Genomic DNA, 5,591 nt, shown 5'->3' with positions numbered 1-5,591 from the left:
CCCAGGTCCCGCGCGCGGGCGCGCACCGCCGGCGACGCGGTGGCGTGCGAGCGTGCCGGTCGATCGGGCTTTTCGGACGGGTCGACGGTCGGTGAGTCGGGTTCGCTGGTCGGCGTCGCCGAATCGGGCTCGTCGACGGCAGGGGGCGACGACGGCTTGTCCGTGGACTCGTCGCTCGGAACGGCTTCGGTCGCCACGTCGAGGTCCGCGTCGGGATCCACGACCGTCTTGTCACCCGTCTCGATGCCGATCAGCAGCCCGCCGACGGCGAGCACATCACCGGGTTCACCGTGGAGCGCCACCACCTCGCCGTCGACCGGGGCGGACACCTCGACGGTGGCCTTGTCGGTGAGCACCTCGGCGATCACCGTGTCGGTGGTGACCCGATCGCCCACGTCGACGAGCCACTCGACCAACTCCGCCTCGGCGACACCTTCGCCGACATCGGGCAGCTTCATCTCGAAGACGCTCATGAGTCGACCAACTCGCGCATCGCCCGACCGACCCGGTCCGGACCCGGGAAGTACGACCACTCGTGCGCGTGCGGGTACGGCGTGTCCCACCCGCAGACCCGCACGATCGGCGCCTCGAGATGGAACAGGCACCGCTCCTGGACGGTGGCGCTGAGCTCAGCGCCGAAGCCCGACGTGAACGTCGCCTCGTGCACGACGAGGCATCGTCCGGTCTTGCACACCGACTCGACGATCGTGTCGACGTCGAGTGGGACGAGCGTGCGCAGATCGATGATCTCGGCGTCGATGCCCTGCTCCTCGGCTGCTGTCTGCGCGACATGGACGAGCGTCCCGTACGCGAGCACGGTCAGATCATCACCGGCTCGATGAACGCGGGCGGTCCCGATGTCGATCGAGTAGTGACCGTCGGGGACATCCCCGAGTGGATGCTTCGACCACGGCACGATCGCCCGCTCGTGGTGACCGTCGAACGGGCCGTTGTAGACCCGTTTGGGTTCGAGGAACACGACGGGATCGTCGTCCTCGATCGCCGCGATCAGCAGGCCCTTCGCGTCGTAGGGGTTCGACACCACGATGGTCTTCAACCCCGAGACGTGGGTGAACAGTGCCTCGGGACTCTGCGAGTGCGTCTGCCCGCCGTAGATCCCGCCGCCGGTCGGCATGCGGACCACCAGCGGAGCGGAGAAATCGCCCGCCGACCGGTGTCGGAGCCGGGCGGCCTCGGACACGATCTGGTCGTACGCGGGGTACACGTAGTCCGCGAACTGGATCTCGACGCACGGACGCAAGCCGTAGGCGGCCATCCCGACGGCGGCGCCGACGATGCCTGCCTCGCTGATCGGCGAGTCGAAACAGCGATGTTCCCCGAACCGCTCCTGCAGACCCTGGGTGCAGCGGAACACGCCGCCGAAGTAGCCGACGTCCTCGCCGAACACGACGACGTTGTCGTCACGCTCCATCGCGACGACGTGCGCGTCGCGGATCGCTTCGATCATCGTCATCGCCGTCACGACGGTTCTCCCATCGAGTCGCGCTGTTCACGGAGGTGACGGGGCAGGTCGGCGTAGACGTCGTCGAACATCGTGCGCGCGTTGCCGACGTCGCCCGTCTTGACCGAGCCGTGTGAGTCGGCCTCGGCGAACGCCTCGCTCACCTGCGTGTCGACCTCGCTCTGGAGCGCGTCGTGGCGGTCGTCGTCCCACTCGCCGATGAACTCGAGATGTTGCCGGAGCCGCCGGACCGGGTCGCCCAGCGGGAACTTCTCGACCTCGTCCGGGGGACGGTAGACCGACGGGTCGTCGGATGTGGAGTGCGCGCCGAGGCGCAACGTGACCCACTCGATCAGGGTCGGTCCGAGATTGGTTCGAGCGCGTTCGGCCGCCCACTGCGACGCGGCGTACACCGCGAGGTAGTCGTTGCCGTCCACACGCAGTGCCGGGATGCTGAATCCGTATCCGCGGTCGGCGAACGTCGCGGACGCACCGCGGGCGAAGTCCTCGGGCGTCGAGATCGCCCAGTGATTGTTGACGATGTTCAAGATGATCGGTGCCTGATACGTGGACGCGAACACGAGTGCTGCGTGGAAGTCGGACTCGGCGGTGGCGCCCTCGCCGATCCAGGCCGACGCGATCTCGGTGCCGCCACTCAGCGCCGACGCCATCGCCCAGCCGACCGCCTGGATGTACTGCGTCGCGAGGTTCCCCGAGATCGTGAAGAAGCCGAAGGACTTCGACGAGTACATGACCGGTAGTTGCCGACCGTGCAGGGGGTCGTGCTCGTTCGACAGCACCTGGTTCATCATCGTGACGAGCGGATACCCGGCAGAGATCAGGAGGCCCTGCTGGCGATAGGTCGGGAAGTGCATGTCGCCGGGACGCAGCGCCTGCTGTTGACCGCACGCGATCGCCTCCTCGCCGAGCGACTGCATGTAGAACGAGATCTTGCCCTGACGGTGTGCTTTCAGCAGACGGGCGTCGAAGCTGCGCACGAGCATCATGTTGCGCAAGCCGAGCAGCTTCTGCTCGACGGACATCTCGGGGACCCATTCCCCGACCGCCTGGCCGTCGTCGTCGATCACCCGAACCATCTGTTTGCGCATCAGGGCGACCCGCTCGACCTTCTCGTCGAGCGCGGGTTTCTGCATCTCACCGGCACGGCTGATGTAGCGGACCCGATCCGGCGGATGTTGACCGCGCGCCGGCTCGGGGATCCGCAGTCTCAGCGGCGTCTCGGCCTCGTTGCCCTGTGGTGCCATCGAATCCTCTCGTCGATGCCAGACAGTAGTGCGAGGTTGAGGCGGATGTCGGCCGACCGAACCCTCGTCCGATGGCGCTCGGATTCGTCGATCGCGGGCGAGCGCGAAAGGCCGGGTCCTCTATGTGGTCGACGTGCCAGAATCGACACGTCCCACACGCTCTCCGGAGCGAGATCCCCGATGTCGAAGGATTTTCCGATGCCCCGCGCCCAACTCATTCTCGTCACCGTCGCCAGTGTCGCCCTTGCCGCGTGCTCGGGTGGTGATTCGACGTCGGACGCCAGCGCGGCCGAGGATCCCTATGTCGATGCACTGCTCGATGACCTCGAAACGGATCCCGAGTTTCCCATCGGAGAGGCCGAGGCCGAGTGCATCGCCCGCGGCGCGGTCCAAGCGATCGGGGTCGAATCGCTGGAGTCGGCCGACGTCTCTCCGGAGGAACTCGCCCAGGCCCCGGCCCTCGCCGACCTCGACGCCGACCTCGGCTCCGACATCGAGGCGCGACTGACCGAGCGCATCTCCGAATGTGACGGCCTCGCTGACGTGATCGTCGCGGGAGTCACCGCCGACCTCGGCGTGACCGACGGTTCGCTCGATTGTGTCACCGAGGAGTTCGATGTCGAGAAGTTCTCGGCGCTGCTCGCATCATCGCTGCTCGACGGAGGCGATTCCGGCGCGGTGGGTGAGGCGTTCGGTGAGGACGTCGTGCTCGGATTGTCCGACGACTGCTCCAAACAGCTCTTCCTCGCGATCGGCGTCGCGGAGGGTGCGATCGATGAAGGGCAACTCGCGTGCCTGGAGGACGAACTCGACCCGGCCGTCACGAAGCAACTCATCGCTGCCGAGGACGGAGATTCCGATGCCGCTGCCGACGCAATCGAATCGGCACAGGCGGCACTGTCGACGTGCGGCGTGGACACCTGAGCCGTCCGGGACGCAGGCGCTCAACCACACCGTCGGTCGCGTGTGAACGAGGCGGGGGACCACGGTTGGTCCTACGCTCGTCGCCATGAGCCCCCGCCTGGTCGAACCGTCCTTCTGGAAGCAGCCGCTCGACGATCGGATGCACGAGATGATCGACATCCGCGAAGCCGGACCCTTCGCCGAGGTCGAGTTCTTCAACGAGATGATCGGGGAGACCGAGCGCTTCTACGCGGTCACCCGCTTCGACGAGGTCGTGGCGATCAGCAAGAACGCGAAGGACTTCAGCTCGGCACAGGGAGCGATCTCGATCGCCGACCTGCCACCCGAAGCACTCGAGTTCTTCGGTTCGTTCATCAACATGGACAACCCGCGCCACCAGCGGCAACGGGCGATCGTCGCGAAGACGTTCACGCCGACCGACCTCGCGAACGTGTTGGAGTCGGTCGAGACGATCTCGCGCGAGGTCATCGACGACTTCTGTGAGAAGGGTGAGGTCGACCTGGTCGCCGCACTGTCGCAACCGTTCCCGTTGCTCGTGATCTGCGACATGATGGGCATCCCGCGCAGCGAGTTCGACACCGTCCTGAACGCCACGAACGTGATCCTCAGCGGCGGCGATCCCGAGTTCATCGGCGACGGCGATCCCCTGATGGCGATGTTCGGCGCCGGGATGCAGCTCACCGAGTTGATGAACGAACTTGCCGACGAGCGCCGCAAGAACCCGACCGACGATCTCACGTCGAAGCTCGTCCACCACGATCTCGACGGTGAGATGCTCGCCCCGGAGGAGGTTGCTCCGTTCTTCATCCTGCTGGCCGTCGCCGGCAACGACACGACCCGGACCGCGATCAGTCACGGGATGAACCTGCTCACGCAGCATCCCGAGCAGCGGGCGATCTGGCAGAACGATCTCGACGGGGTGACGCCGACCGCGGTCGAGGAGATCGTCCGGTATTCGTCGCCGGTCACATTCATGCGTCGCACCCTGACCACGAGCCTGACGATGTCGGGCCACGACTTCGTCCAGGGCGACAAGGTCGTGATGCTGTACGGCGCGGCGAACCGCGACCCGCGAGCGTTCGCCGACCCGGAGAGCTTCGACGTGCTCCGCAGCCCAAACCCGCACCTCGGTTTCGGTGGCCCCGGCCCGCACTTCTGTCTCGGTGCGAACCTGGCGCGACGCGAACTGTCGGTCGTGTTCCGTCAACTGCTGACGCGGCTGCCCGACATCGAAGTGGTCGGCGACCCGGTGCCGCTCGATGTGGCGGGGATCCCGCTCGTCGGCGGGATCAAGCATCTCCCCGTTCGTTTCACCCCGACCGTCCGCTCGAACGTTACGTAACGGGTCAGACCCGTTCCGTAACGCTGTCGGTACGGTCGTCGTGCCATGGCCGTCGCGACCGACACGTTCCCCGATCGGACGCACGAGCGACGGGCATGGATCACGGTCGCCTTCGCGACGATGTGCAGCGCCTTCCCGGCGTTCGCGACCGGAGCGCTCGGTGTCCAGTTGCGCGACGACCTCGGGCTGTCGGCGACCCAGATCGGTGTGGCGATGGGCGCGTCGTTCACGGTCGCGGCGTTGCTGTCGGCGCCGATGGGTCGGGTGGCGCAGCGTCTCGGTCCGCAGTGGGGGTTCCGCTGTGGGCTCGCCGTCTCCGCCGTCGCGATGGTGTCGATCGCGGTCGCGGGTCGCAGCTTCTGGCAATTCTGCGTATTGCTCGGCATCGCCGGAGCCGGCAACGCGCTGAACCAACCGGCGGCGAACCTGATGCTCGCGACACACGTCGGCCCCACCCGGATGGGATTCGCGCTCGCGGTGAAACAGTCCGGGATGCCCGCAGCCGCGCTCCTCGGCGGCGGGGCGGTTCCGGCGATCGCGCTCACCGTCGGCTGGCAGTGGGCCTACGCGATCGGTGCGGCTCTGGCGATCCTCGCGT

At 67.0% G+C, this 5,591-nt stretch carries 6 protein-coding genes; 3 read left to right on the top strand and 3 right to left on the bottom strand.

The genetic code is table 11. From position 1 onward, the window contains the following. The 3 genes from WBV89_RS16010 to WBV89_RS16000 form a co-directional block, all read right to left on the bottom strand. A partial coding sequence (locus WBV89_RS16010) for a biotin/lipoyl-containing protein (RefSeq protein WP_423982345.1) occupies window positions 1–473 on the bottom strand: 473 nt, incomplete at its 3' end. Continuing rightward, entirely contained in the window at window positions 470–1,483 is a 1,014-nt protein-coding gene (locus WBV89_RS16005) for an alpha-ketoacid dehydrogenase subunit beta (protein WP_423982344.1), read from the bottom strand. The genes WBV89_RS16005 and WBV89_RS16010, both read right to left, overlap by 4 nt. After that, window positions 1,480–2,727: a thiamine pyrophosphate-dependent dehydrogenase E1 component subunit alpha gene (locus tag WBV89_RS16000; RefSeq protein WP_423982343.1), complete on the bottom strand. Its 1,248-nt coding sequence runs from the start codon at window positions 2,725–2,727 to the stop codon at window positions 1,480–1,482. Before WBV89_RS16000 ends, WBV89_RS16005 begins: the two co-directional genes overlap by 4 nt. A gap of 198 nt (window positions 2,728–2,925) precedes the next feature. Between WBV89_RS16000 and WBV89_RS15995 the strand changes: the two genes are divergently transcribed. From WBV89_RS15995 to WBV89_RS15985, 3 genes are all read left to right on the top strand, one after another. Beyond that, window positions 2,926–3,651, top strand: a complete 726-nt coding sequence (locus WBV89_RS15995; RefSeq protein WP_423982342.1) for a hypothetical protein — start codon at window positions 2,926–2,928, stop codon at window positions 3,649–3,651. Window positions 3,652–3,736: 85 nt separating this feature from the next. Next, window positions 3,737–4,993, top strand: coding sequence for a cytochrome P450 (locus WBV89_RS15990; protein WP_423982341.1), 1,257 nt, complete (start codon window positions 3,737–3,739; stop codon window positions 4,991–4,993). A 45-nt stretch (window positions 4,994–5,038) separates the two neighbouring features. Next, window positions 5,039–5,591 (top strand): MFS transporter (locus WBV89_RS15985; protein WP_423982339.1); only part of this gene is annotated, 553 nt, incomplete at its 3' end.

Origin of the sequence: Ilumatobacter sp. (assembly GCF_049588435.1) — a bacterium.
Classification (GTDB): Bacteria; Actinomycetota; Acidimicrobiia; order Acidimicrobiales; family Ilumatobacteraceae; genus Ilumatobacter_A.
Note: the sequence above shows the minus strand (reverse complement) of the source record. Positions and strands in the feature narration are given on the sequence as shown.